This window comes from Catenulispora pinisilvae, assembly GCF_015356865.1.
Lineage (GTDB): Bacteria > Actinomycetota > Actinomycetes > Streptomycetales > Catenulisporaceae > Catenulispora > Catenulispora pinisilvae.
In genome coordinates, this window is the sequence record NZ_JAAFZA010000006.1 from 40,045 (window position 1) to 65,019 (window position 24,975).

Below are 24,975 nucleotides of genomic sequence, written 5' to 3' on the forward strand. Positions count from 1 at the left end.
TTCGTGAAGGTAATTCAGATCGAGACGTTCCAGGTGGCGCCTCGCTGGTTGTTCGTCAAGGTGGACACCGATGAAGGAGTGAGCGGCTGGGGCGAGGCATCCTTGGAAGGGCACGGCGACGTCGTCCGCCAAGCGGTGGCGGCCCAGGCCGACTACCTGATCGGCCGGGACCCGGGGCGGATCGAAGACCACTGGCAGACGATGGCCAAGGGCGGCTTCTACCGCGGCGGCCCGGTGCTGTCCTCAGCACTCGCGGGGTTGGATCAGGCGCTGTGGGACATCGCCGGCAAGACCCACGGCGTGCCGGTCTACCAACTGCTGGGCGGACCGGTCCGCGACCGGGTCCGGGTCTACGGCTGGGTCGGGGGCGACGACCCGCACGAGGTCGGCGAGGCTGTTGCCGCCCAGGTCGAGGCCGGCCTGACCGCCGTCAAGATGAACGCCTCCGGTGCCGTGGGCCATTTGCCGCCCCAGGCGCAGACCACTGCCATCGTGGAGCGGGCGGCGGCCGCCCGCGAAGTTCTGGGCCCCGACCGGGATGTGGCCATCGACTTCCACGGCCGCGTCTCCGCTCCGGCCGCCCGCCGCCTGCTGCCGCTGCTCGAACCCTTCCATCCGCTGTTCGTCGAGGAACCGGTCCTGCCCGGCAACAACCACGCGGCCCTGGCGCGACTGATCGCCGGCTCCAGCACGCCGATCGCCACCGGCGAACGGCTGTACTCCCGCTGGGACTTCCTCCCCGTTCTGCAGGCCGGGGTCGCCGTGGTGCAGCCGGATCTGTCGCACGCCTGCGGTATCTCCGAGGTGCGGCGGATCGCTGCCCTGGCAGAGACCTTCGACGCGACTCTGGCCGCGCACTGCCCGCTGGGCCCGCTGGCCCTGGCGGCCTGTCTGCAGGTCGACTTCGCCACTCCCAACCTGCTGATCCAGGAGCAGTCCCTGGGCATCCACTACAACGAGCCGGGGGAAGACCTGCTCGACTATCTGCTGGACACCACGGTGTTCGACTTCCACGACGGCCATGTCCACCGCGGAGACGCTCCCGGCCTGGGCGTCGCCATCGACGAGGCCGCGGTGCGCCGCGCCGATGCGGTCAGTACCCCGTGGCGCACGCCGGTGTGGCGGCACGACGACGGCGCCTTCGCCGAGTGGTAGCGGTCACCGGCCCGGAACCCACACCGAGGAGCGCCTCCCATGCCTCAAGACCAAGATCCCCTGCCGCGCGTGGTCTGCTTCGGGGAGACCATGGCCCAACTTGTCCCCGATGACGGGCTGCCCCTGAGCACCGCTGCCAGGTTCACGGTGCGGACGGCGGGCGCGGAGTCGAACGTTGCCCAGGCGCTGGCCCAACTCGGCATCCCCGTGTCCTGGGTCAGCCGTCTGGGCGAGGACGCCCTGGGCCAGCGCATCACCCGAGACCTCGCCGTCACCGGCGTCGATGTCTCAGCTGTTCGGTTCCTGCCCGGCCAGCGCACCGGGCTGTTCCTGAAAGACCCCGACCCGCACGGCTCGACGGTCACCTACTACCGGGCGGGTTCCGCCGCGTCCACCATGTCGCAGGCCGACGTTGACACCGCCCTGGCCTTTCAGCCGGCGGTCCTGCACCTGTCCGGAGTGACGCCCGCGCTCTCGGACAGCTGCGCGGCGGCCGTTCGCCATGCGCTGGCCGCATGCCGGGCCCAGGGCATCCACGCCTCCTTCGACGTCAATTACCGCCCGGCTCTGTGGCCTTCCCCGGCCGTTGCGGCCAACTGTCTGCTGGACCTGGCCAACGCGGCCGACACCGTGTTCGTCGGTCTGGACGAGGCCGAGGCGCTGTGGGGCGTGGTCACCGCGACCGAGGTGCGCCGGCTGATTGGCCGGCCGTCAACCCTCGTGGTCAAGGACGGCGCCCGCGCGGCCGTCGCCTTCGACCGGGCCGATGAACCGGTCGTCGTGCCCGCGCTGCCGATCGTCGTCCGGGAGCCCGTCGGAGCCGGAGACGCGTTCGCGGCCGGTTGGTTGTACGGAAGGCTCCACGATCTCCCGTGCACCGCCCGGCTCCGCCTCGGGCACCTCATGGCCGGGGCCGCCCTGACCTCCCTCGGCGACCACTTCACCATCCCCGACACCCCCGAACGCCTGCTGGCCGCGGCTTGCGCGTCGCACTGGGCAGGGGACTGAGCATTCTGATCCGGCCGGGACCTTCGAGGTCTTCCGGTCCGGGTCTGGGCGGGCCGTCGGCGGGGTGGGGCGCGGCACCCGCAGCGTCCCAGGCTTCGTAGCCGCTGGGTCTTCCATTGCTGTGATTACTCTGATTATTATCTCCCACAGCACGTTGCGTGACAGTTTCAGCCGCCGCATTCGGATGCCTGACAACGGCACAGCAAGCACCGCGCTTCGGCGGGGTCACCACGCTTCGGCGGGGCCGGCACGAGCCGCGACCCCCGGAACACCGCCCTCATCTGTGGCGATCGATGCACGAGTAAGGCGCCACTCCCAGGTTCGAGATCCGACCTGAACAGGAGCCCTGCATGGGTTACAGAGTTCGTAAGCATCTACTGTCGGCCGTCCTCGTCGCAGCCGTGTTCACCATGAGCGCCTGCGGCACCAACTCTTCGGGGGCCTCCACCGCGAGCCCGAGCGGCACGTCGGCCGCCGGCGGCTCCGCCGCCGTGGCGTTGCAGGGGTCGATCGCGTTCAATGACGACAAGCTCGCCGAGTTGCGAGACAAAATCAAGGCGGCGCTGGCGGGAAAGGACCTGTCGAAGGTCGACAACGCGATCGTGGTCAACGTGGTGTCGGCTTACTGGGACGCGGCGAAGACCGGCGCGGAGAAGGGCGCCTCCGAGCTCGGCGTCAAGTCGACGTTCCAGGAGCCCCCCACCGAGGACGTGACTCTACAGCTGTCGATGATCAACACGCTGGTATCCCAGGGCGTCACCGGCTTTTCCGTCTCGGCGATCCAACCCGCGGCGATGGGTGGCGCAGTGGCCGCGGCCGCCGCCCGCGGGGTCGGCATCCTGCCGATCGACGGGCCGATGCAGCAGTACCAGAGTGCCGCGCCGGTGTATCTGGGCACTCCGAACTACGCCGCCGGGCAGCAGGCCGGCAGCGTCATGGCCCGGATGCTGCCCAACGGCGGGGACGTGGCACTGCTGACCGGTTCGCTGACCGCGACCAACGCCACCCAGCGCATCGCGGGCTTCAAGGACGCCATCAAGGACACCAAGATCAAGGTGTTCCAGGTGTACAACGACAACGGTGATGCCGGCGTGGCGCTGCAGAACGCCTCGGCGGCGATGCAGGCGGACCCGAACCTGAAGGCCTTCTACACGGTGTGGTCTTATGACGGTCCGTCGGCCGGGCAGGCCGTGCAGAGCGCCGGCCAGGCCGGCAAGGTGCAGATCCTGGCCGACGACTCCGAGCCGAAGACGCTGCAGATGCTCAAGTCCGGCGTGATACAGGCCATGGTGCTGCAGCAGCCCTATCGGCAGGGTTACATGGCCGAGTACATCCTGACCGCGACGAAGGTCCTGGGCCAGGCCGCGACGATGGCACTGCTCAAGCCCTACCTTGAGTCGGACGGCTACACCCTGTCCTCGGGCATCGGCGTGGTCACCGCCGCCAACCTCGACGCCTACGATGCCAAGCTCGCCAGCTTCGGCCTCGCCTCGTCATGACGGCGGCCGACGTCGCCGCCGGCCCGGCGGTGCACCTGCGCCAGGTGACCAAGGCGTACGGGCAGGTGCGCGTCCTGGACGTGCCCGACCTGGTGCTGCGCCGCGGTGAGGTCGTGGCGCTGGTGGGCGAGAACGGTGCGGGCAAGTCCACGATGATGGGCGCCATCGCCGGCACCGTCACCCCCACCACCGGGGTGGTCGACGTCGGCGGCAAAGAGGTCGCGGCCGGTCATCCGGCCGCGGCGGCCGCCGCGGGGGTGGCCATGGTCTCCCAGGAGTTCCCGTTGGTGGCCCAGCTGTCGGTCGCTGAGAACCTGCTCCTGGGGCGCACTCCCGAGGGCACCCGCGCCGGCCGAGCGATCCGGCCACCAGCCGACGCGGCACCGGAAGACTCCACCCGGTGAGCCGCATACAACAACCCACTGACAACACAAAGGACGTTCATGCCGTGAACACCGCGTCCCCCGTGCCCTCCGACGAGGTCGATCCCGCGAGCGTGCGGATCGTGCTGGTCGGCTGCGGAGCGATCGGCTGGGAGGTGGCCACCGGGGTCTACGCGCACCCGACCGGCGGCCGCTATCGCCTCGTGGCGGCCGTCGACCCGTACCCCGACCGGGCCGACGCCGTCGGCGCCCTGCTGGGTATACCGGCCTTCGCCTCCCTCGCCGAGGTGCTGGCCGCCGGAATCGAGTTCGACGCTGTCGACCAGCGCCTGCCGCACCACCTGCATGCCGACGCCGCCGTCGAGGTATTGACCGCCGGCCGGCACGTACTGGTGGAGAAGCCGCTGGCCACCTCCATCGCCGACGCCGCGCGCATGGTCGCCGCCAGCGATCGCGGTGGCGTGGTGGCGGCCGTCGCGGAGAACTACCCGCACCTGTCGGCGGTCAAGGCCGCCCGCCACGCCATCGCGGCCGGGCGGGCCGGTGCGATTCGGGCACTGCGCACCACCCGTGCCTACACCCTGGGCGGCGTCTGGGTCCGCGACGGCTGGCGGACCGGCACCGGCCCGTCCGCCGGGATCATGCTGGACCAGGGCACCCACCACACGTCGCTGCTGCGCCAGCTCGGCGGAGAGATCACAGCCGTGGCCGCCCAGCACAGCACCGCGCCCGAGGACGCTGGAGACGGTGCGGTGGAAACCGTCCTGCTCACCGTCCGGTTCGCCTCCGGGCTCCTCGCACACTCCTTGTACTCCTGGGGCGCCGCTGCCCTGGCCGACGAGGTCGAAGCCACGGTCTTCGGCTCGAAGGCCCGCATCGACGTGCGCGTCAGCTATGAGGCCGACCTCGGCCACGCCCACTGCTTCGACGCGCGGGCGCCGCAGGGCACCGCCATCAGCCCGCCGGAGAACTACTACGACAGCCACCGGCTCATGGTCGACGACTGGGTGGCGGCGATCACCGAGGAGCGCCGGCCGCTGGTGACCTTCGCCGACGCCGCGGCCGACCTCGCGGTCGTGTTCGCCGCGGCGGCCTCTCTGCGGCACGGCGGTGACTTCGTCGAAGTCGCCGAGATCGCAAAGGGCTGAGCCGTGCGAACCGTTGTGAGCCGCGTGGCCGGGAACCACCGCGCCGAACACGCCGAAGGGCCGTTCTGGGACCCGCGCCTGGAGAAGCTGCTGTGGGTCGACCAATACGCCGGTCTCGTGCATCAGGCCGACTTCGACGCCGACACCGGCCGCCTGGAGGTCGAGCGCAGCTTTCGGGTCGGCGTTCCCGTCGGGGCCCTGGCACCCTCGATCGGACCCGACGGCGGATGGCTGCTGGCCGCCGGCCACGGTTTCGCCCACCTGTCGTACGACGGCACGGTGACGCCTCTGGGGCAGCCCGAGGCCGACGCGGGTCAGCCAATGCGGATGAACGACGGCAAAGCCGATCCGCGCGGCGCGCTGTGGGCCGGGAGCATGGCCTTCGGCAAGCAGTCCGGCGCCGGCTCGCTGTACCGGCTGGACCCCGACGGCACCATCACCGTGGCCCGGGCGCGCACCACCATCTCCAACGGCCTGGCCTTCTCCCCGGACGGGGATCGGCTGTACTACATCGACACGCCCACTCAGCGCGTCGACCGCTTCCACGTCGCCGCCGACGGCCGCTTGACCGAGCAGGCCACGGTAGTCACCATCGACCCCTCCCGCGGCCATCCCGACGGCATGTGCATCGACGCCGAAGGCTGCCTGTGGGTCGCGCTGTGGGACGGCTCCGCGGTCCATCGCTACACGCCGTCCGGGGAGTTGCTGGCCATTGTCGAAGTCGACGCCCCGCAGGTCTCCAGTTGCACCTTCGGCGGGCCCGATCTGGGCACCCTGTTCATCACCACCTCCGCCGAGAACATGACCGGCGCCCAGCGGGCCCGGCACGAGCACTCCGGCAAGTTGTTCTGCGCCGACGTGGGCGTGAAAGGACTCCCCGCCGACGCCTACGTCCCCAAACCGTGATCGGCCCTCCGGCCGGCCCGGAGCAACCGCACCCCAGCAGGAGAAAGCAATGACCGGCTCCCACCCGGCGCCCCAGGACGTCTTCGACGAGATGTTCCGCCACAGTCCGGTGCTGGCGATCCTGCGCGGCCTGGACCAGCCGACCACCCTCGACCTCTGTCACCGACTCTGGGACCTGGGCGTGGTGGCCGTCGAGATCCCCGTCCAGCGCGAGAGGGACCTGGCCACCCTCGCCGCCGCCGCGACCGCGGGCAAGCACCGCCGGCGACTGGTCGGCGCCGGAACCGTCACCAGCGTCGAGCTCGTCGCGCAAGTCGCCGCCGCCGGCGCCGCCTTCACCGTCGCCCCCGGACTGGACGAGCACGTCCTGACCGCCTGCACCGGTCTGGGGCTGGCCCACCTGCCGGGCGTCGCCACCGGCACCGAGGTGCAACACGCGACCCGGCTCCGGCTGCGGTGGCTGAAGGCGTTCCCGGCCGCCCAGCTGGGCAGCGCCTGGATCACCGCGATGCTCGCGCCTTTCCCCGACGCCCGCTTCGTCGCCACCGGAGGCATCACCACCGGCAACGCGGGCGCGTTCCTGGCCGCCGGCGCGGCCGCCGTGTCCCTGGGCGCCTCACTCGCCGACGCCGACGACGACGCCATCCAGACCCTGATCGCACGCTCCTCGCCGACCCCCGGCGGGGCAGCGGGCCAAGGTCGCCCAACCGCCTGGACCGAGAACTGAGATCCGCGACACCGCACCACGTCAACCGACCCCGGCCGACAGCCCGACAGCCCGACAGCCCTCCGGAGTAGCACCACCGACCCACGAAAGCGAGCCCATGATGTCGCCCTTGTCCTTCTCGCGCAGGCAGGTCATCGCCGCCACGGGCGCCACGCTGCTGGCGAGCAGCGTCAGGACGCTGGCAGCCCCGTCCCCGGCCCATGCCGACACGGGCTACAGCCCGACCGTGTACTACAAGATCAAGAATGTGGCGTCCGGGCGGTTGCTGTCCGTGCTCGGCGGCGGCACCGACAACGGCGACAACGACATCCTCTACGACGATGTGAATGCGACGGACCAGTTCTGGTACATCCAGGACTCGGCGCAGGGCTACAAGAAGTTCATCAATGTGCGCAGCGGCCGCGCGTTGTCGTTGGACCAAGGCGCTACGGCGAACGGCACCCTCGTCCACCTCTGGCAGTACCTGAACGGGTACCCCGATCAGGATTGGCTGGTCGCGCCGGGCGCCACGTCGGGCACGGTGACGATCACGAACCGGAAGCGGGCCGACGCCGCGCTGTCGACGGTGAGCGCCGGCACGGCGAACAACACCCTCGTGCAGGTCTGGGACGACATCAACGCCTCTGATCAGTCGTGGCAGATCGTCCCGGTGCAGACGTTCGAGGACCCGACCGTGCTCTACCAGATCGTGAACAAGAACAGCGGATCTTCGCTGTCGGTACAGGGCGGGGGCACCACGAATGACTCCCCGGCCATCGTCTACACGGACATCACCGCACCGGACCAGTACTGGACGATCCAGGACATCGGCGGCGGCTACTACCACCTGACCAACAACAAGAGTGGCCGGATCCTGTCCATGACGGGAGGCGGTACCGGCAACGGCACGATCGCCATGATCTATGACGACGTCAGCGCCACCGACCAGGGATGGACGATCACAGCTCAGCCGAACGGCTACTACAAGTTCTCCAATCTGCGCCGTACCACGGGGGTGCTGTCCGTCGTGGGCGCGGGAACCGCGAACAGCACACAAGCCCAGATCTGGGACGACATCAGCGCGAACGACCAGTACTGGACGATCGTCCCGGTGGGGAACTCGATCAGCGTGAACGCGATCAACAACCAGGCCCTGAATTCGACGCGGATGACCGGCGTCGGCATGGAGGACGTCAACCACGAGATCTACGGAGGCCTCTACAGCCAAATGGTGTTCGGGGAGAGCTTCGCGGAACCGCAGAGCGACGCCGGGATCAGCGGCATGTGGCGTACAGCGATCTCGGGCGGGGCGAGCGGATCCTTCGTGCTGGACACAAGCAATCCGTTCAAGGGCTCGCAGAGTCAGCAGATCACCTTCACGGGCGGCTCCGGCTCGGTAGGTGTCGACAACATGGGCTTGAACCGATGGGGAACCGATTGGCAGGCGGGCAACTCCTACGACGGCTACGCCTATATGCGAAGCTCCGGTCCGGTCACCGTACAGGTGGCCGCCGAGAGCAGCGCCGGCACCGTCTACGGATCACAGTCGCTGACCGTGGACGGCACGGCGTGGACGAAGTACTCGTTCTCCTTCACTCCGAACACGACGGACGAGGCCGGCCGATTCACGATCAAGCTGACCGGTCCGGGAACGGTCAACATCGGGTACGTGTATCTCCAGCCGGGTGCCTGGGGACGATTCGCTGGTCTGCCGGTCCGAGGCGATATCGCCAATGCGCTGCGGTCTCAGCACAACACCGTGCTTCGCCTCGGCGGATCAAGCGCCGACCCGGGAACCTTCGGTCCCGGAACGTGGAGCAACTACCGGTGGAAGAACATGGTCGGCCCGCGGGAGAACCGGCCGGACTACACCGGATGGTGGTACGCGCACGAGTCGAACGGCTGGGGGATCCCGGATTTCCTCAACTTCGCCGAGGCCCTGGGCGTCCTTGCGATTCCCACGTTCAACTCGTACGAGACTCCCCAAGACATGGCCGACTTCGTCGACTACCTGAACGGCTCCACCAGCACCACCTGGGGTGCCCAGCGCGCCGCTGACGGGCACCCGGCCCCCTACGCGTTCCGTCAGATCGAGTTCGGCAACGAGGAGTACGTCGACTCGAACTACGCCACCCGCTTCAACAACGCCGCGAACGCGATCTGGGCGAAGGACCCGTCGATCATCGTGACGGTCGCCGACGTGGGGTACACGGACGTCATCACCGATCCCGACCACGTGACCGGCGCGGGGAGCGGGCTCGGCTCCCTGTCGGCCTACCAATCGATCCTGAGCAACGCGGTCGCCCACAACGCACAGATCACGGTCGACCTCCACATCTTCGACGACGCCCCCGAAGGGGTGCAGCAATCGATCGATGCGCTCAGGAGCTTCGACTACTGGCTCCACCAGTACAACCAGGCCGCCGACTACCAGATCAACGTCTTCGAGCTCAACTCCGGGCAGCACGACATGGAACGCGCGCTGGCGAACGCGAAGGCGATCTCGCTCCTGCAGCAGTACGGAGACCGGGTAACCGTGGTCTCATCGGCGAACGCCCTGCAGCCGGACGGGCAGAACGACAACTGCTGGGACCAGGGCCTGGTGTTCTTCGACACCCACCGCAGCTGGTTCCAGCCGCCCGGGTACGTCACCACGATGTTCTCCGACGGCAACTTGGGAACCGTCGTGCACGCCGAGACGAACAACCCGTACCTGGCCGTGAGCGCGCAGTTCAACGGCGGCAGGCTGGTCCTCAACGTGACGAATGAGTCCTCGACGGCGCAGTCGCCCACGATCGCGCTCACGGGCTTCACGCCGACGAGCCAGACTGCTCAGATCACCAGCCTCAGCGGCGCGCGCACCGATCAGAACAACGCCGGTGACGTCAGCCAGGTGACACCGCAGAGCACCACGACTGGCTACACGCTCGTCGGCAACGCGCTGAACCTGACGTTCGCGGCCGACTCGGTCACCGTCGTCACACTGTCCTAGCGTCCTGAGTCGAGCGTGCCGCGCCTCCAAGACGCCTCAGGCGTACTCGGTTGTGGGGGTCGTGGCGTAGCGGGGCATGGCATCGGCGGTGGCATCCTGCATCGACGCGCCGGCGGACATGGCATCGCGCAGATCGCGGAAGTACCGCACGTACAGGTCGGGGGTGAAGGTGTTGACCATCACCAGTGGTTCGTCGCCGGGGTTGGCGAAGGTGTGCGGTGCGCCGACCACCACGCCGAGCAGAACGTTGCGTGGTGATCGGCGCGGACGCGGTCGCGACTTCAGCCGGCGGGGTGCAGGACCCGCGAGCGCTGGTGGATTCCTGGTGCGCCGTAGGGGTAGTCGGCCACGATGGGCGAACTGGCCTCGGACAGTACCGCTGTCTCCTTGTCCGACAGGTGCAGTCCGGCGGCGGCGAGGTTGTCGTCGAGTTGCTCGACCGTGCGCGCGCCGAGGATCACCGAGGTGACCGCGGGGCGGTCCGCGACCCAGGCCAGTGCCGTCTGTGCCGGGGAGACGCCGCGGCCGTCGGCGACCTGTCGGAGTGCGTCGATGACCTGCCAGGTGCGCTCCTGGGCGTTGCGGGGGGCGTAGGCCTCCATGCCGCGCTTGGGGTCCTCGCCGAGGCGGGTCGCGCCGGAGGGCGTGTGGTCGCGCGAGTACTTGCCGCTCAGCCAGCCGCCGGCGAGGGGTGACCAGGGCAGGATCCCGATGCCCTCGTTGCGGCACACGTCGACCAGTTCGAACTCGATGTCGCGCACCAGGAGGTTGTACTGGGGTTGCAGCGTCACGATCGGTGCGAGGCCGCGGAACCGGGTCAGCAGGGCTGCCTTCTGGAGCTGCCAGCCGAGGAAGTTGCTGACGCCGGGGTAGCGGATCTTGCCGGCGCGTACCGCGTCGTCGAAGAAGCCGAGCGTCTCCTCGATCGGGGTCAGCGGGTCCCACGCGTGGGCCTGGTACAGGTCGACGGTCTCGATCCCGAGCCGGCGCAGGCTCGCGTCCAGGGCCCGGGACAGGTGGGTCCGGGTCAGGCCGGCGTCGTTGGGCCCGGGGCCCATCGGAAAGCGCCCCTTCGTCGCGATGACGAGCTGATCGCGCACTCCCGGCCGGGCGGCGAGCCAGCGGCCGATGATCTGCTCGGAGACGCCGGCGGAGTAGACGTCGGCGGTGTCGATGAAGTTCCCCCCGGCCTCGACGAACCGGTCGAGCTGGGCGTGGGACACCTCCTCGCTGCTCTCCTTGCCGAACGTCATCGTGCCCAGACACTGCGCGGACACCACAGTGCCGGTGCTGCCCAGGGTGCGATATTCCATCGGTCTGCCTCCCTCTCCGAGTTCTGATCCCGAGTCTGCCGGGCGATGATTGAGCGGTCCAACAGAAGAAACCGATCGCTGTGATCGGTCAGGGTGATGAATCGGCCGCCCACCCCGGGCGCATTCGCAAGTGTTGGTGCGGTGTCGCTTGAGGCCGGGCGGCATGCCGGAACCGGCGGCGGACCTTGACATGACTAGGGTTGGGCCGTGGCCGACGGATTGGATGGCGCGCACCGGGTTCCGCCGTGGGCGAGGTGGTGCGGGTGGGTGGCCGTCGCGGCGGCGATGCCGACCGTCGTGTGGCGGGTGGTGGTCGGGGCCGGTGCGAGTCTCGGGACGCCCGAGCACTGGCGGCAGGTTCAGAGACTGCCTGGCAGCGGGACCGGTTATGTGGTGTCGCTGTCCGTGATTCAGGTGTGTGCCGCGTTGCTGACGTTCGTCCTGATCCGGCCCGGCGCGGACCGGATCCCGCAGTGGAGCCCGCTGGCTCCCGGGCAGCGACTGTCGAGGCGTGTGGTGGTGGGGTCGAGTGCGGCTGGAGTCTGCGCTCTGACTGTCCTGTGCATCGCCTCGGTCGCCAATTGGGCGAAGGTCGATCCGTTCGCGGGGGCGGAGATGACCGGTTGGGCTTGGCTGTGCATCGCGAGCTGCGCGGCCGCGCTGGTCTGGCCGCCAGCGCTGGCCGCTGCCACGGTCGGTTACGCGCGGACCCGCCGCGTTCCCGTTCCTTGACGAATCGCCCGAGTCCCTACGCCTCGAAAGGCGTCAGGACGAAGATCGGCATCGTCCTACTCGTCTTCTTCCGGTATTCGGCGTAGTCGGGCCAGGCCGCGACGGCGCGGTCGAACCAGGCCGCGTACTCCTCGTCGTGGACTTCCCTGGCCTGGTAGTCCTTCTTGACCGGGCCGTCCTGCAGCTCCACGTGCGGGTTCGCGACCAGGTTGTGGTACCAGACGGGGTGCTTGGGCGCGCCGCCCAGCGACGCGACGACGGCGTATTCGCCGTCGTGCTCGACGCGCATCAGCGGTGTCTTGCGCAGCTTGCCGGACTTGGCGCCCACCGAGGTCAGCACGATCACCGGCTTGCCCTGGTTCTCGGTGCCCTCGGTGCCTCCGGAACGCTCGTAGAGGTCCACCTGGTCGCGGCTGAAGTCGAATGCGCTGGGCTCGTACTCCCCGGTGAGAGGCATGGTCTCGCCATCCAATCCGTAGATCCACTGGGCTGTCGCCGAGCGGTAGGTCGGCACCGTCAGTTTAAACGGACCTTACCCCGTTTCGTATTCCCGAGGCCAGCGGACGCGCGGATCGATCCCCCGTCTGGGGGAAGCGACGGTCCGTGGTCCCGTGCAGGTCACGTACCGCACAGCCGCCGGACGAGGTCCTGCCACGCCAGGCCGATCCGTTCCTCGATCCCGGTGGGCTCGGTGAAGTCGGAGGCCGACAAGTAGAGCAGCAGGGGGCCGTCCAAAGCGGCGGTGAGCTGGATGGCGAGCATCTCGAGGTCGGCGCCGTCCAGCGGCATCTGCGCCAGCAGCATGCGGATATGCGCCCGGGACAGCGGGGACTCCGTCCCGGCCGGAATCGGCTGCCGGCCGTCGAGCGAGGCGCGGGCGATGTCGCGGTTTCTGATCATGAACGCGACCCTGGCCCGGCCGTACGCGATCAGCCGGTCCAGTGCGGGGGCGCCGGGGCCCAGCGGCGCGGGTCCGGCCAGCACCTGCTCCTGGAAGGCGTGCTCGTCGTCTTCGAGCAGCGCCTGGAAGATCCCCGCGCGGGTGCCGAACCGGCGGAAGACCGTGCCCTTGCCGAGTCCGGCGCGCTCGGCGAGGCCGTCCATGGTCAGGCCGTCCGCGCCGCACTGCTCGGCCAGCATCTCCCGGGCGGTGGCCAGCAGATGCTTGCGGTTGCGCACGGCGTCGGCGCGCCCGGTCGGAGGTGAACCCAGAGGCAGAGCGGGTCGTTCCATGCGGCCATCCTACCGGCGGGAAGGTTAATCGGGGTAAAGTCCGTTTAGCCTCGTGCGCGGCGAACACCGCCCGCGCCAAGCACTTTCACAGATCGGAAGCACCCATGAGCGACTTGAAGATCGCGATCATCCTCGGCAGCACCCGGCCCGGCCGCAACGGCAAGGCGGTGGCCGACTGGGTCGTGGAGAAGGCCGCGGCGCGCACCGGCGCCAAGTACGAGCTGGTGGACCTGGCCGACTACCCGCTGCCGCACCTGGACGAGGCCCTGCCGCCGGCCATGGGCCAGTACGCGGGCGAGCACACCAAGGCCTGGGCCGCGACCATCGCCGGGTTCGACGGCTACATATTCGTCAGCCCCGAATACAACCACTCCACCTCCGGCGTGCTGAAGAACGCGATCGACTACCTGCACGCCGAGTGGAACAACAAGGCGGCCGGGTTCGTCTCCTACGGCTCCCTCGGCGGCGCCCGGGCCATCGAGCACCTGCGGGCGATCGCCAGCGAGCTGCAGATCGCCACGGTCCGCCAGCAGCTGTCCTTCTCGCTCTTCACCGACTTCGAGAACTTCTCCACCTTCAACCCCGGCCCGCAGCACAACGACGCCGCCACGGTCCTGTTCGACCAGCTTGAGGCGTGGGCCGGCGCGCTGAAGACCCTCCGGGTCTGAGCAACGCACGTACTGATCGGCCGGATTGAGTCCGGACGTTGATGGGGTGCCGGCTTCGGTCCCGCCGCTGAAACGGCGGGACCGAAGCCGGCCGCTGACCGACATCGAGCTCTACGGCATCTAGATCGTCCCGCCCTATCGCCGGTATGATACCGGCAATACTGAGGAGGAGTACGGATGTCCACTGACGAGCGGGAGCGCACTTCGGAGCAGACAACGCGCAAGACGGCGGCCGGGCTCTTCGACCCGCTGCTGCGCGCGGTCCTGGGCGATTCGCCGCCGGTGCGGTTCGAGTTCTGGGACGGCAGCTCGGCCGGTCCGCCGGACGGCTCGGACAGCGTCAAGGTGAAGTCTTCGAACGCGCTGCGCCGGCTGATGTGGTCGCCGGGGGAGCTGGGTCTGGGCCGGGCATACGTGGCCGGCGATCTGGACGTGGAAGGCGACGTCTTCACCGTGCTGCGCACCTTGCAGGGCGCGGCGTCCAACGACGCCCATCTCGGCATCGGCGCGGCCGTGTCGGCCCTCGGGGTCGCCCGCCGGCTCGGGGCGCTCGGGCTGCCGCCGTCCCCGCCGCCCGAGGAGGCCCGCCAGCACGGCCGCCGCCACTCAAGACGCCGGGACGCCGACGCGATCAGCCACCACTATGACGTGGGCAACGACTTCTACCGGCTGTTCCTCGGGCCGAGCCTGACTTACTCCTGCGCCCGCTTCACCGACGACGACACCTCGCTGGAAGACGCCCAGTCCGCGAAACACGAGCTGATCAGCCGCAAGCTCGGCCTCGGCGAACGCCCGGGGATGCGCCTGCTCGACATCGGCTGCGGCTGGGGATCGATGGCGCTGCACGCGGCCACCCGGCACGGAGCGGAGGTCGTGGGCGTGACCATCAGCGCCGAGCAGGCCGCCGCGGCCCGGGAGCGCGTGGCCGAGGCGGGCCTGTCCGACCGCGTCGAGATCCGGTTGCAGGACTACCGGGATCTGGCCGGCGAGACCTTCGACGCGGTCAGCTCGGTCGGCATGTTCGAACACGTCGGAACGGCGCGGACCGCCGAGTACTTCAGCGTGGTCCGCTCGCTGCTGGGACCGCACGGCCGACTCCTCAACCACGCCATCTCCTCGGTCGGCGGCTCGGTGATGGGCCGCAAGTCCTTCATCGCCCGCTACGTGTTCCCCGACGGCGAACTACTCGACGTCGGCGAGGTCGTGCTGGCCATGGAGCGGGCCGGGTTCGAGGTCCGCGACGTCGAGTCCCTGCGTGAGCACTACGCCAGGACCCTGAGATGCTGGGTCGCCAACCTCGAAGCGAACTGGGACCAGGCCGTGGCGCTGGTGGGCCCGGCGCGCGCCCGGATCTGGCGGCTGTACATGGCCGCCAGCGCGCTCGGGTTCGAGGACGGCGGCATCGCCGTCCACCAGGTCCTCGGTGTCGTGCCCGACAGCTCCGGCGGTGCGGACATGCCTGCTACCCGCGGCGACTGGGAGTAGATCGGCGCGGCGTGACGACGCCCGGGGCGGGGGTCGGCCCGGGCGGGGTTGCCCGGGCGGGCCCGCGTCAGCTATCCGACCGGGTCCGTGCCGCGGTGACGGCATCGCCCGCGATCAGAAGCAGCACCCTGCCCAGGAGGTCTTCGGGGACGGCATCGGGGTCGATATCGGCCTCGACCGCGAGTCCGTTGCTCAAAGCCAGCATCACCGTCGCCATCTCGGCGGGGGTGAAAGGCAGTTCGGTGTCGAGGCCGTCGGCGACCCGGGCCACGGCCCGGGCCGCGGTGTCGCGGACTTCGCGGCGGCGCCGGCGCAGGCCTTCGCGGCGTCGGGGGTCGTGTGCGGACATCGCGAAGTACTCGGCGAGGAGTCGGTGCCAGGCGGCGTCGGCGCGCATCGCGTGGGCCAGTGCGGCCGCCAGATCCACCAGGCCGTGCCGGGAGTCCTCGGCGCTCGCGAATCCGGCCAGGGCGGCGTCGGTTCGAGCGGCGGCGTGTTCCTCCATCAAGGCGAGTACCAGGTCGTCTTTGGAGGCGAAGTTCGAGTAGACGGCCCCTTTCGTGAGCCCGGCGGCCGCGGCGACCTCGTTCAGGCTGCCGGCCGCTATGCCGTGCTCGCTGAACACGGCGAAGGCCGCGTCCAGCACCTGTCGGCGAGTCTGTGACCGGTAGGGACGTTTCCGTGTGGGCACGGCGTCCGCGAGCCGGTCCGCGTGCTCCGGCTCGCGGTTTGCCGCGTCCCCCGACCCGCTGGGCGGATACGCCACGTCGGCCTCCAGAAGAGCGTCGTCGAGTATTGACTTTCAATCTAACAGGTCGATACTTCCGAGTATCCGATACCGCACGGAATCGTGTTTTCCAGGCGCCATCCCACCCCCGCAGAAGGGATCGTCATGAGATCGAAAGGCACCCGCTCTCCCTCACCTCGTCGCGCGTGGAAGATCGCGGTCCCGTTGGCGGCCGGCGCCCTCGCGCTGGCGACCTCGTTCACGGCCGGCGCGGCCCAGGCGACGGCCGCGACCGGCGGCGGTGACAACGATCCGTCCTGCAGGCCCACCGCGGCCCATCCGTACCCGGTCGTGCTGCTGCACGGGCTCGGCGCGACCTACTACGAGGACTTGAACTTCCTCCAGACCGATCTGGCAGCCAAGGGCTATTGCACCTTCAGCGCGACCTACGGCGCCTACCCCGGGTTCCCGCTGGTCGGCGGGCTGCGGCCGATCAACGCCTCCGCACCGGAGATCGCAGCCTTCGTCCATCAGGTGCTCGCCGAGACCGGCGCGACGAAGGTCGACCTGGTCGGCCACTCCGAGGGCGCGTTCCAGGCGCTGTACGTGACCAAGACCCAGAACCTCGCCGCCGGCATCGACAAGGTCGTGGCGCTCGCGCCGCCGACCCACGGCACCACTTTCGCCGGGCTGTACTCGATCGCCCAGGCGCTCGGCATCCAGCCGCAGACGCAAGCCGTGCTCGACGCGTTCGGCTGCGGTGCGTGCTCCGACCTCGTCACCGGCGGCGCCGCCGTCACCACGCTCGACAGCGGTCCGATCGCGCAGCCCGGCGTCCATTACACGGTCATCACGTCGCGCACCGACGAACTCGTCACGCCGACCAGCACCTCCTTCGTCGCCGAACCCGGCGTCACGAACGAGTACGTGCAGGACACCTGCCCGTTCGACCCGGTCGGGCACATCGGCGAGGCCTACGACACCAACGTGTGGCACCTCATCGAGAACGCGCTGGACCCCCAGCACGCGACCGGGTTCCTGTGCGTCCTCGGCTCGCCGGGCTGAGCTACCGGGCTTCACCTTCTGTGACATGGGCCGATGGCGTACTGTGCCGATCGTGATCCTGGAAGCCGTATATCTCCTGCCGGCCGCGGTGTGGACCGGCTCCATGACCTACAGTCTCGCGGTTGTACAGCCTCGAAGCGCAGGGTTCTTCCGCGAGGATGACCAGCTGGAGGAGTTCCTCACGGTTCTCGCCCATGGCAATCGTTGGCGAGTGCTGGCGATGGCGGCGACGTTGATCGCCAGCGCCTCGGCGATCATCGTCGTGTGCCCGTGGTCGGGGTCGCGGGTGGTCTACGGCATCGCGCTCGTACTGGACGTGGCCGCTACCGCCGTGTTCGTGCACGTGTCGTGGCGGCACTGGCCGGCGCGGGTCTTCGCGCTCGCGCAGGAGCGTCCGGACTTCCGTCGCAAGCTGCGGATGAGCGCACGGGCGATCTGGCTGCTGGTCGGGGCCGGGTTTGTGCTTACGCTCGTAGCTAGTGTCGGGCACGGGTAGGTGCCGCGCACGTGCGGGTAGTCATCGCCGGGTCGAGCGGGCTGATCGGCGGCGCCCTTTGTACCGCTTATCGGGCTGCCGGCCATGAGGTGGTCCGCCTCGTTCGTCGACCAGCGCAGAGCCCTGATGAGGAACAATGGGATCCGGGCCGTCCCGATCCGCACCTTGTCGATCGCGCTGACGTGGTGATCAACCTGGCAGGCGCGCCGCTCGGTGACCGGCGATGGAACGCCCGCTATCGCGAACTGATCGCGTCCAGCCGGATCGGCACCGGATCGGCGCTGGCGGCGATGACGGCGCGGGCCGCCACACCGCCACCGGTCCTGGTCTCGATGTCCGGGATCAGGTACTACGGCGTCGAGCGTGGAGATGAAGAACTCACCGAGGCGAGCGCGGCGGGGACCGGCGGGTTTCTGCCGCCGGTCACCGCGCGGTGGGAGGCTGCCACCCGGCCGGCTACCGAGGCGGGTGTGCGGGTCTGTCACCTGCGGACCGCCTTGGTGCTGTCGGCGGCCGGCGGTTTGGTGCCGCGGCTGCTGACGCCGTTCCGGTTCGGCTTGGGCGCCACCTTGGGGTCGGGACGGGCCTATTGGAGCTTTCTTTCGTTGCACGACGCGGTCGAAGCTGTCCGTTTTCTGGCCGAGCGCCCGGAGGCCGAAGGTCCCTACAACTTGTCGGCTCCGGCTCCACTTCGGGCAACCGACTTCACGCAGGCGCTGGCTTCGGCCGTCGGCAGGAAGGCGTGGCTGCGGTTGCCGGTGTGGGCGTTGCGTATCGGCGTCGGACAGATGGGGCCGGAGGTGCTGGGCAGCTTGCGGGTTCTGCCGGAGCGGTTGTCGGCGGCCGGGTTCCGATTTCGTGACGCGGACATCGAGTCCGCGCTGCGGGTGGCGCTTCGGGAGCGGTCGGGCACAGGCTAGAGATCAAAACCGTAGCGGGTGCTTCCGGCTGCTGATCAGAGATCCGGATCCGGGCGCATTGTGCCATGGTCATGGTCATGGCTGATGCGTTTGCGGGTGTCCGTCTGCTGGGGCCGCCGGAGGCTGACGGCGAGTACATAGCGTTGAGCGAGCACGATGTAGTGCACTTGCACGAGTACGAGCGGGTGTATGCCGTGCCCGGCCTGTACGAGTATGTCGTCCAGGAACGGCTGCGGTGCAGATCGCCGCAGGTCGCGGCGGAGGGCTTCCTGAGGACGGCCGCGCGGCGCGGGCTGGATCCGGGTTCGATGACGGTCCTCGACGTCGGTGCCGGCACGGGATTGGTCGGCGAGCTGGTGCGTCGCGGCGGTGTGGCCCGGGTCGTCGGGGTCGACTCGCTGCCGGCGGCGCGGGCGGCGAGCATGCGCGACCGGCCGGGCGTCTACGCCGACTACGTGGTGGGCGACTTCTTGCTGGGCGACGCGCTGAGTGCGGCGCTACGCCCGTACGCGTTCGGCGGCCTGGTGTCGGCAGGAGCGTTCGGCGGCACGCATGCCACGCCGAAGGCGCTGCAAAACGCACTCGCGATCCTGCCGGCCGGCGCGCCGGCGACCTTCACCATCGATGAGCGGTGGATGGACGAATCGGATCCGGACGGGTTCGGCGCCGCAGTCGAGCGGCTGGTGGCCGGCGGGGGCCTGGTGGTGACGGAACGAACCCGGTTCCGGCACCGGGTGACGACGACCGGCGAGCCGATCTTCTATGAGCTCATCACGGGGTATGTCGGGTGAAAGCCCTCGGCGAAGGGGCGGCTCGGAATGGACACGTCGCTCATCCCGGCTGCGGCCGTCGCCGTCCGGTTCTATCGTCGAGTCCGTGCAGATTTTCGGCGTGGACATCGGCGGGTCCGGGATCAAGGGTGCTCCGGTGGACCTGGACAGCGGGGATCTCGCGGCCGGGCGTTACAAGGTCGCGACGCCGCAGCCGTCCGCTCCCGACGCCGTCGCTGACGCCGTCGCCGAGGTGGTCGGCCACTTCGGGTGGACCGGGCCGGTCGGTATGACGTTCCCGGGGGTCGTCACGGCGGGTGTCACCCGCACGGCCGCCAACATGGACAAGCAATGGATCGGCCTGGACACCCACGCGCTGTTGGGTGCCCGGTTGGGCCTGCCCGTGACGGTGCTCAACGACGCCGACGCGGCCGGCATCGCCGAGATGACCTTCGGGGCCGGCCGCGATCGCGACGGCACGGTCATCTTGTTGACCTTCGGGACCGGTATCGGCAGCGCGGTCTTCACCGACGGCCGCCTCGTTCGCAACACCGAGCTCGGTCATCTGGAGCTGCACGGCCGCGACGCGGAGACGCACGCGTCGTCCAAAGCCAAGGAGGACGAGGACCTGAGCTGGGCGCACTGGGCGCGCCGGGTCCAGAAGTACCTGGCGCACGTGGAGATGCTCTTCTCACCGGACCTGTTCATCATCGGCGGCGGCGTCAGCCGCGAGGCCGACCGGTTCCTGCCGCTCATCGAGGGGATCAGGGCCGAGATCGTTCCCGCCACGCTCCGGAACAGCGCGGGGATCGTCGGGGCCGCGATGACGGCTTCCAGGGCGCGGTGACGCTCTCCCCGGTGACTCACGGCGCGTCGTCGCGCGCCCCCGAGCCGAGACCGACCTGACCGAGCATGGTCTGCACGACTGAGCGGATCATGGCGTCCAGCGCCGGCCGGTCGTCCGCGGCGAGTTTGCCGTCCATGACCAGCGCGGCCAGGCCGTGGACGAGGGCCCAGGCGCCGGTCAGGAAAGCGTCGTGCCGGTCGGCCGGGACGGCGGTGCCGACGCGTTCGGCGAGCACCGCCATCGTCTCGGCGGCGGCGGCCGAGGTCTCCGGATGGTCGCGGCCGCAGGGGTGCCCGAACATGAGTCCGAACAGCGCCGGGTTGCTGATGCCGAAGCCGACGTAGGCCTGGGCCATCGGGACGAACCTGTCCTCTTCCGCGGCGTGGGTGCCGGCTTGTATCAGCGCGTCGCGCAGATCATGGAATCCCCGGGTGGCCATCGCCGCCAGCAGCGCGTCCTTGTCCGGGTAGTGGCGGTAGGGCGCGTTGGGCGACACGCCCGCGCGCCGGGCCACCGCGCGCAGCGACACCGTCGACTCGTCGCCCTCGGCCAGCAGCTCCAGCGCCGCGGTCAGACACGCGGCCCGCAGGTCGCCGTGGTGGTAGCCGAGCTTCGATGTTGACACTGCACACATCCTCTCTCTAATGTGGGCATTGTATACATCCGCAGGTGGAGGCCGCCATACCGCGATCGGCGGCACGTCCCGGCCACCCCCGAAAGCAGGAGATCGCCATGCGCGCCGCCACCATCCGCGACGGGAAGATCGTCGTCGCCGAGCACCCCGACCCGGTACCGGGCGCCGGACAGGTCCTGGTCCGCGTCCACGCCGCCGGGCTGAACGGCGCCGACCAGGCGCAGCTGATCGGCCTGTATCCGCCGCCGCCAGGCTCCGGCGTCCCGGACGACATCCCGGGTCTGGAACTGGCCGGCGAGGTCGCGGGCATCGGGCCGGGCGTCACCGGCTTCAGGGTCGGGGACCGGGTGATGGCCCTGGTCGCCGGCGCCGGGCAGGCCGAACTGGCGGTCGTGAACGAGCGCCAGCTGATGCCCGTCCCCGAGAGCTTGGACAGTCCGCAGGACGGCGCGTTCCCCGAGGTGTTCTCCACCGCCTACGACGCCCTGTTCAACCAGGGTCGGCTCCAGGCCGGGGACCACCTGCTGGTGCACGGTGCCGCCGGGGGAGTGGGTACCGCAGCCGTCCAACTCGCGGCCGCCGTGGGTGCCCGCGTCACCGCCACGGTCCGCAATCCCGGCGCGCGTTCGGCCGTGGCCGCCCTCGGCGCGCACGTCATCGCCCCGGACGACTTCATCTCCGGCGGGCCTTACGACGTGATCCTGGAACTCGTCGGCGGCCCGAACATCGCCACCGACCTACAGTCGCTGGCCGTCGGCGGCCGCATCGTGGTGATCGGGGTCGGCGGCGGCTTCAGCGCCGACCTCAATCTCATCGACCTGGTGTACCGGCGCGCCAGCATCGTCGGGACCAACCTGCGCACCCGCTCCCTGGAGGAGAAGGCGCTGTTGGCCCGACAGGTCGAACGGCACGTGCTCCCGGCGGTGAGCGCGGGACGCGTCCACGTGCCGCTGGCCGCGGCCTACCCGCTGGACCAGGTCGCCGAGGCCTACGCGTCCTTCGCGGCCGGGGGCAAGATCGGCAAGATCGTCCTCACCTTCTGAGTCCCACTACCGACAGGGAAGCCAATCGTGAGCATCCGTAAACGCATACTCATCACCGGCGCCAGCTCCGGGCTCGGGGAACAGATGGCCCGGGACTTCGCCGCCAAGGGACGCGACCTGGCTTTGTGTGCCCGCCGTACCGACCGCCTGGACCGGCTGCGCGAGGAACTCCTGGCCGCGCACCCGGGGATCAAGGTCTCGGTCCGGGTCCTGGACGTCAACGACCACGCGCGGGTCTTCGAGGTCTTCCAAGCCTTCCGCGACGACCTCGGGGGGCTGGACCGGGTCGTCGTCAACGCCGGAGTCGGCAAGGGGCAGCCGATCGGTACCGGCGGCTTCGCGGCCAACGTGCAGACCGCCCAGACCAACTTCGTCGCCGCCCTGGCGCAGTGCGAGGCCGCGCTGGAGATCTTCCGGCTCCAGCAGGCCGGCCACCTCGTAGTGGTCTCGTCCATGAGCGCCGTGCGGGGCATGCCTCGCACCATGACGACCTATGCCGCTAGTAAGGCCGGGATCGCGGCTCTGGCCGAGGGGATCCGCGCGGACTTGATCGGCACCCCGATCAAGGTGTCGACGGTCTTGCCCGGTTACATAGCCTCCGAACTGAGTTCCCGCTCGGCGAAGATGCCGCTCACCGTGTCGACCGAGAAGGGTGTGCGGGCGATGGTCAAGGCGATCGAGGCCGAGCGTGCGCAGGCGAAGGTTCCCGGCTGGCCCTGGATTCCGCTCGGCTTCGTCATCCGCCACGTTCCGCTGCGCTTCGTGGCCAAGATGGGCTGAGGGCCGAGCCGGAACCCGGCGGTCAAGGACTTGTTGCTCGCCGTGGCCTACCTTGGGCACCGGTGCTGTACGGCCCTCAATGCCGCTTGATGCTCACCTACCGACAGGACGGATCCGAAGTATGCGCGCTGCCCAGGTCACCCGGCTCGACGGCCCCGGCTCGATCGTCATCGCCGAGGTCGACGAACCCCGGCCGAACGACACCGAAGTCCTCATCGACGTGCACGCGGCCGGGGTCACCTTCCCGGACGTGCTCCTGACCCGAGGCGAGTATCAGCTCAAGCCCGAGCTGCCGTTCACGCCGGGCAGCGAGGTCGCCGGTGTCGTCCGCCACGCGCCGGCCGGATCCGGTTTCGCCGAAGGCGACCGGGTCGCGGCGTTCCCCGGCTTCGGCGGCTTCGCCGAGCAGGTCGCCGTCGATCCCGGGTTCGTCTTCCCGCTGCCGGAGAACCTGTCGTTCACCGCCGGGGCCGGGCTCGCGATGAACTACCTCACCGTGCATTTCGCTCTGGTCCGCCGGGGCGGGTTGCGAGCCGGGGAATCAGTGCTCGTCCACGGTGCGGCCGGCGGCGTCGGAACCGCCGCCGTACAGCTGGCCCGCGCGCTCGGGGCGCAGGTGATCGCCGTGGTCTCGACCGAGGCCAAGGCCGAGGCGGCACGCCGGGCCGGAGCCCACCACACCGTCCCGGCCGACGGGTTCCGCGCGGCGGTGGCCGAACTCACCGGCGGCCGCGGTGTCGACGTCGTCGTGGACCCGGTCGGCGGCGACCGCTTCACCGACTCGCTGCGCAGCCTGGCCCCCGAGGGCCGCCTGCTCGTCATCGGCTTCACCGGCGGCGAGATCCCCACCGTCAAGGTCAACCGGCTCCTGCTGAACAACATCAGCGTCGTCGGCGTCGGCTGGGGCGCGTACTGGATGGCGCGACCCGAATACCCGCGCCAGCAGTGGGACGAACTCCTCCCGCTGCTCACGGACGGCTCGCTCGATCCGGTTCTGGCGTCGGTCCACGACCTGGAGAACGCCTCGGCGGCCGTCCTCGAACTGGCCGAACGCGCCGCCGCGGGCAAGGTGGTTCTCCAGGTCCGCTGATCGTCCACGGTGAACGGATCGAGCGGGGCCGCCTACTGTCCCGAGGACGGTTTCGAGCCGTGGGCGATGACTTCTCGAAGCCTGGCCAGTACCGCGCCGGCTTCTGTCGGTTCCTCGCCGGTCCCGCGGATCGAGTCGGCCAGCCCGGCCAGCTGCTCGGACACGTCGCCTTCGTAAGCCTGCTCTTCGTCGATCGCGCCGCCGGGCAGGCGCAGCCCGACGGTGAGATCGATGATCTTCCCGATCAGGGACGTCATGATGAAGGAGAACAGGCCGATGGCGACGATGGCGGTCAGCTGTCGTCCGACCAGGGTCCAGCCGCCGCCGGAGAACAGGCCCTTGTGGCCGGACAGCACGCCGGTGCCGGCCAGTCCGAGCATCACCATGCCGAACAGCCCGCCCCAGCCGTGGATGCCGACCACGTCCAGGGTGTCGTCCACGCCCAGGCGGTACTTCCAGCTGACGGCGACGGCGCAGGTCAGGCCGGTCAGGAAGCCGATGATGACGGCCCAGGTCGGGGTGACGTCGCCGGCCGCCGGGGTCATCGCGACCATGCCGGTCACCGCGCCCATGCACATGTCCAGCAGGCCGACCTGGCGTTTGCGCCACCAACTGGTGACCGCCCAGCCGATCATCGCGGCGCCCGCCGCCATCTGGGTGTTGACCAGGGCCATCGCCGCGCCGCCGGGGACCTCCAGCGAGGAGCCGGTGTTGAAGCCGAACCAGCCGAACCACAGCAGCGACAGCCCGATGACGACCAGCGGGAGGTTGTGCGGGCGGATGGGCTGCCGTTCGAAGTCCTCCCGCTTGCCCGCGACCGCGGCCAGGGCGAGTCCGGCGGCGCCGGAGCCGAGTTCCACGACCGTGCCACCGGAGAAGTCGACCGCTCCGACCTGCTTGTGGATCCAGCCGTCGGGGTCGAACACCCAGTGCGCCATCGGGACGTAGACGAGCAGGGTCCAGAAGCAGACGAAGACCATCCAGCCGCGCATCGTCGCGCGGCCGGCGACCGATCCGCTGATCAGCGCGACGGTGACGATCGCGAACATCATGTGGAACAGGGCGAACAGGATGGTCGGGACCGATCCGGTCTTGGTGGTCAGGCCGATGCCGATCATGAAGGAGTGGCTGAAGTCCCCGATCACCCCCGCGCCGCCGGCGTCGGGGCCGAAGGCCAGGCTGTAGCCGACCGCGAACCAGATGACCGTGACGAACGAGACGCACCCGAAGCACATCTTGAGCATCGCGATGACCTGGCCGGTCTTGACCATGCCGCCGTAGAAGAACGCCAGACCGGGCGCCATCAGCAGCACCATGGCGGTGGCGACCATCAGCCACGCGGTGTTCCCGCTTCCGAAGTCACCGGTCATGAGCT

Annotated in this window: 26 protein-coding genes; 19 read left to right on the forward strand and 7 right to left on the reverse strand. The window is 69.7% G+C overall.

Annotation, left to right across the window (positions count from 1 at the left end):
- The first annotated feature begins 3 nt into the window (after positions 1-3).
- The 8 genes from dgoD to IZR01_RS03175 all read left to right on the forward strand — a co-directional run bounded on the left by dgoD (position 4) and on the right by IZR01_RS03175 (position 9,797).
- A complete protein-coding gene (gene dgoD, locus IZR01_RS03140) occupies positions 4-1,155 on the forward strand; it encodes a galactonate dehydratase (RefSeq protein ID WP_194891802.1) in 1,152 nt (383 codons plus the stop codon).
- Between the two features lie 39 nt (positions 1,156-1,194).
- Positions 1,195-2,163: a sugar kinase gene (locus IZR01_RS03145; protein ID WP_194922800.1), complete on the forward strand. Its 969-nt coding sequence runs from the start codon at positions 1,195-1,197 to the stop codon at positions 2,161-2,163.
- Between the two features lie 350 nt (positions 2,164-2,513).
- On the forward strand, positions 2,514-3,662 hold the full coding sequence (locus IZR01_RS03150; protein WP_194922801.1) for a substrate-binding domain-containing protein: 1,149 nt from the start codon (positions 2,514-2,516) through the stop codon (positions 3,660-3,662).
- Positions 3,659-4,066: an ATP-binding cassette domain-containing protein gene (locus tag IZR01_RS03155; RefSeq protein ID WP_194891799.1), complete on the forward strand. Its 408-nt coding sequence runs from the start codon at positions 3,659-3,661 to the stop codon at positions 4,064-4,066. The genes IZR01_RS03150 and IZR01_RS03155 overlap by 4 nt, the downstream gene beginning before the upstream one ends.
- A 44-nt stretch (positions 4,067-4,110) precedes the next feature.
- Positions 4,111-5,193, forward strand: a complete 1,083-nt coding sequence (locus IZR01_RS03160) for a Gfo/Idh/MocA family protein (RefSeq protein ID WP_194922802.1) — start codon at positions 4,111-4,113, stop codon at positions 5,191-5,193.
- Positions 5,194-5,196: 3 nt separating this feature from the next.
- On the forward strand, positions 5,197-6,099 hold the full coding sequence (locus IZR01_RS03165) for an SMP-30/gluconolactonase/LRE family protein (protein WP_194922803.1): 903 nt from the start codon (positions 5,197-5,199) through the stop codon (positions 6,097-6,099).
- 49 nt (positions 6,100-6,148) lie between these two features.
- A complete protein-coding gene (locus IZR01_RS03170) occupies positions 6,149-6,826 on the forward strand; it encodes a bifunctional 4-hydroxy-2-oxoglutarate aldolase/2-dehydro-3-deoxy-phosphogluconate aldolase (RefSeq protein WP_194922804.1) in 678 nt (225 codons plus the stop codon).
- 109 nt (positions 6,827-6,935) lie between these two features.
- Positions 6,936-9,797 (forward strand): RICIN domain-containing protein, encoded by a 2,862-nt coding sequence (locus tag IZR01_RS03175; protein ID WP_194922805.1) that lies wholly within the window; start codon positions 6,936-6,938, stop codon positions 9,795-9,797.
- 36 nt (positions 9,798-9,833) lie between these two features.
- Here the strand turns inward: IZR01_RS03175 and IZR01_RS03180 are convergent, their stop codons facing one another.
- Both IZR01_RS03180 and IZR01_RS03185 read right to left on the reverse strand, forming a co-directional pair.
- Complete coding sequence (locus IZR01_RS03180; RefSeq protein ID WP_194891844.1) at positions 9,834-10,028, reverse strand: hypothetical protein; 195 nt, start codon at positions 10,026-10,028, stop codon at positions 9,834-9,836.
- A gap of 50 nt (positions 10,029-10,078) precedes the next feature.
- Positions 10,079-11,110, reverse strand: coding sequence for an aldo/keto reductase (locus IZR01_RS03185; RefSeq protein WP_194922806.1), 1,032 nt, complete (start codon positions 11,108-11,110; stop codon positions 10,079-10,081).
- A 207-nt stretch (positions 11,111-11,317) separates the two neighbouring features.
- On the opposite strand from IZR01_RS03185, the gene IZR01_RS03190 reads away from it, so the two are divergent.
- The gene (locus IZR01_RS03190) at positions 11,318-11,842 is read left to right on the forward strand and encodes a hypothetical protein (protein WP_194922807.1); all 525 of its coding nucleotides are present in this window, start codon (positions 11,318-11,320) and stop codon (positions 11,840-11,842) included.
- Between the two features lie 16 nt (positions 11,843-11,858).
- On the opposite strand, the gene IZR01_RS03195 is transcribed toward IZR01_RS03190, so the two are convergent.
- Positions 11,859-12,299 carry a nitroreductase family deazaflavin-dependent oxidoreductase gene (locus tag IZR01_RS03195; protein ID WP_194922847.1) on the reverse strand — a complete coding sequence of 147 codons (441 nt, stop codon included), beginning with the start codon at positions 12,297-12,299 and terminating at the stop codon, positions 11,859-11,861.
- Positions 12,300-12,460: 161 nt separating this feature from the next.
- Positions 12,461-13,075 carry a TetR/AcrR family transcriptional regulator gene (locus IZR01_RS03200; RefSeq protein ID WP_194922808.1) on the reverse strand — a complete coding sequence of 205 codons (615 nt, stop codon included), beginning with the start codon at positions 13,073-13,075 and terminating at the stop codon, positions 12,461-12,463.
- Positions 13,076-13,179: 104 nt separating this feature from the next.
- Here IZR01_RS03200 and IZR01_RS03205 point away from each other — a divergent pair, with 104 nt between their 5' ends.
- Both IZR01_RS03205 and IZR01_RS03210 read left to right on the forward strand, forming a co-directional pair.
- Positions 13,180-13,743: an NADPH-dependent FMN reductase gene (locus IZR01_RS03205; RefSeq protein WP_194891790.1), complete on the forward strand. Its 564-nt coding sequence runs from the start codon at positions 13,180-13,182 to the stop codon at positions 13,741-13,743.
- Positions 13,744-13,920: 177 nt separating this feature from the next.
- Positions 13,921-15,228, forward strand: a complete 1,308-nt coding sequence (locus IZR01_RS03210) for an SAM-dependent methyltransferase (RefSeq protein WP_194922809.1) — start codon at positions 13,921-13,923, stop codon at positions 15,226-15,228.
- A 67-nt stretch (positions 15,229-15,295) separates the two neighbouring features.
- Here the strand turns inward: IZR01_RS03210 and IZR01_RS03215 are convergent, their stop codons facing one another.
- Positions 15,296-15,994, reverse strand: a complete 699-nt coding sequence (locus IZR01_RS03215; RefSeq protein ID WP_323746892.1) for a TetR family transcriptional regulator — start codon at positions 15,992-15,994, stop codon at positions 15,296-15,298.
- Positions 15,995-16,120: 126 nt separating this feature from the next.
- Here IZR01_RS03215 and IZR01_RS03220 point away from each other — a divergent pair, with 126 nt between their 5' ends.
- The 5 genes from IZR01_RS03220 to ppgK all read left to right on the forward strand — a co-directional run bounded on the left by IZR01_RS03220 (position 16,121) and on the right by ppgK (position 20,053).
- The gene (locus tag IZR01_RS03220) at positions 16,121-17,020 is read left to right on the forward strand and encodes an esterase/lipase family protein (protein WP_194922810.1); all 900 of its coding nucleotides are present in this window, start codon (positions 16,121-16,123) and stop codon (positions 17,018-17,020) included.
- Between the two features lie 52 nt (positions 17,021-17,072).
- Entirely contained in the window at positions 17,073-17,516 is a 444-nt protein-coding gene (locus tag IZR01_RS03225; protein ID WP_194891787.1) for a hypothetical protein, read from the forward strand.
- 11 nt (positions 17,517-17,527) lie between these two features.
- The gene (locus tag IZR01_RS03230; protein ID WP_194922811.1) at positions 17,528-18,436 is read left to right on the forward strand and encodes a TIGR01777 family oxidoreductase; all 909 of its coding nucleotides are present in this window, start codon (positions 17,528-17,530) and stop codon (positions 18,434-18,436) included.
- Positions 18,437-18,513: 77 nt separating this feature from the next.
- Positions 18,514-19,227: a methyltransferase domain-containing protein gene (locus IZR01_RS03235; protein WP_194922812.1), complete on the forward strand. Its 714-nt coding sequence runs from the start codon at positions 18,514-18,516 to the stop codon at positions 19,225-19,227.
- Between the two features lie 85 nt (positions 19,228-19,312).
- Entirely contained in the window at positions 19,313-20,053 is a 741-nt protein-coding gene (gene ppgK / locus IZR01_RS03240) for a polyphosphate--glucose phosphotransferase (protein ID WP_194891784.1), read from the forward strand.
- A 16-nt stretch (positions 20,054-20,069) separates the two neighbouring features.
- Here ppgK and IZR01_RS03245 read toward each other — a convergent pair whose 3' ends face one another.
- Complete coding sequence (locus IZR01_RS03245; protein ID WP_323746893.1) at positions 20,070-20,678, reverse strand: TetR/AcrR family transcriptional regulator; 609 nt, start codon at positions 20,676-20,678, stop codon at positions 20,070-20,072.
- Between the two features lie 107 nt (positions 20,679-20,785).
- Here IZR01_RS03245 and IZR01_RS03250 point away from each other — a divergent pair, with 107 nt between their 5' ends.
- From IZR01_RS03250 to IZR01_RS03260, 3 genes are all read left to right on the forward strand, one after another.
- Positions 20,786-21,730 carry a zinc-binding dehydrogenase gene (locus tag IZR01_RS03250; RefSeq protein ID WP_194922814.1) on the forward strand — a complete coding sequence of 315 codons (945 nt, stop codon included), beginning with the start codon at positions 20,786-20,788 and terminating at the stop codon, positions 21,728-21,730.
- Between the two features lie 27 nt (positions 21,731-21,757).
- A complete protein-coding gene (locus IZR01_RS03255; protein WP_194922815.1) occupies positions 21,758-22,510 on the forward strand; it encodes an SDR family oxidoreductase in 753 nt (250 codons plus the stop codon).
- A 121-nt stretch (positions 22,511-22,631) separates the two neighbouring features.
- Complete coding sequence (locus tag IZR01_RS03260; RefSeq protein WP_194922816.1) at positions 22,632-23,600, forward strand: NADPH:quinone oxidoreductase family protein; 969 nt, start codon at positions 22,632-22,634, stop codon at positions 23,598-23,600.
- A gap of 32 nt (positions 23,601-23,632) precedes the next feature.
- Here IZR01_RS03260 and IZR01_RS03265 read toward each other — a convergent pair whose 3' ends face one another.
- Positions 23,633-24,970, reverse strand: coding sequence for an ammonium transporter (locus IZR01_RS03265; protein ID WP_194922817.1), 1,338 nt, complete (start codon positions 24,968-24,970; stop codon positions 23,633-23,635).
- Positions 24,971-24,975: the final 5 nt, after the last annotated feature.